Genomic DNA, 1,237 nt, shown 5'->3' with positions numbered 1-1,237 from the left:
TCAGGGCCACATTAGGATTCAAATCTATGAAGACGGCTTATGCCACAATTAAAGGTATTGAAGTCATGCGTGCACTACGTAAAGGACAAGCATCGTCATTTTATTATGGTCAGCCTCAAGGTGAAGTGTGTCTAATCAACAGGGTTTTCGGTCTCTAAGCACTTTTAAAAAGGAACTTCATCGACTCAAATCTCTATTTGCAACAGTGCCGATTTTATCCATAATAATAAAGAGCTGTACGGAGTCGAGGCGATTTGTAGAATTTTACCGATCGCACCTTCAACCTATTACCGGACTCTAGATCTCTGTGAAAATCCAGAACATCGAGCAAAGCGAGATTTACATGACTTGCATCATGCTGAGGAGATTAAACGAATTTGGAAGGAAAGTTCAGGTCGGTATGGTGTACGTAAAGTCTGGCAAAAACTGAAACGTGAAGGCTATATTATTGCGCGCTGTACTGTTGCTCGATTAATGCAAAAGCTAGGTATAAAAGGTGTTTGGCGTGGTAAGAACAAACAAACCACCCGTAGCCGAGATGATCAAAAACGAGCGGATGACTTGGTAAAACGTAATTTTACTGCTGATCATCCTGACCAACTGTGGGTGAGTGACTTTACGTATATTCAAACAAATTCAGGCTGGGTTTATACTGCATTATTGCGAAGCAAAAGATAATCGGATAAAATGTAGCAATTCATATTCGTAAGCGTGGAGTAATCAGATGGGAAATTCCAAGTCAGCAGACAAGTAAGCCGCAACAACCAGTATTGTTGTTGCGGCGCTCTGTAAGGCTAGTCTCATCTGATTGCTGACGAGCAGACGTCGCCCGGTATTCCTTAATCGAGGGTTGATTCGTCATGACCACCACACGCCCCGCGTGGGCCTATACGCTGCCGGCAGCACTGCTGCTGATGGCTCCTTTCGACATCCTCGCTTCACTGGCGATGGATATTTATCTCCCTGTCGTTCCAGCGATGCCCGGCATCCTGAACACGACGCCCGCTATGATCCAACTCACGTTGAGCCTCTATATGGTGATGCTCGGCGTGGGCCAGGTGATTTTTGGTCCGCTCTCAGACAGAATCGGGCGACGGCCAATTCTACTTGCGGGCGCAACGGCTTTCGTCATTGCGTCTCTGGGAGCAGCTTGGTCTTCAACTGCACCGGCCTTTGTCGCTTTCCGTCTACTTCAAGCAGTGGGCGCGTCGGCCATGCTGGTGGCGACGTTCGCGAC

At 47.4% G+C, this 1,237-nt stretch carries 1 protein-coding gene and 2 pseudogenes; all 3 read left to right on the top strand.

Annotated features, from left to right (window positions below):
* A pseudogene (locus tag FTV27_RS17040) lies at positions 1–158 on the top strand (IS6 family transposase); the annotation flags it as partial.
* A gap of 52 nt (positions 159–210) precedes the next feature.
* Positions 211–663, top strand: a pseudogene (locus FTV27_RS17035) (IS3 family transposase); the annotation flags it as partial.
* A gap of 197 nt (positions 664–860) precedes the next feature.
* The coding region (locus FTV27_RS17030; protein WP_180063744.1) for an MFS transporter at positions 861–1,237 on the top strand (377 nt) is incomplete at its 3' end.

The sequence above is a fragment of the Acinetobacter sp. YH12251 genome, assembly GCF_013417465.1.
Classification (GTDB): Bacteria; Pseudomonadota; Gammaproteobacteria; order Pseudomonadales; family Moraxellaceae; genus Acinetobacter; species Acinetobacter amyesii.
Note: the sequence above shows the minus strand (reverse complement) of the source record. Positions and strands in the feature narration are given on the sequence as shown.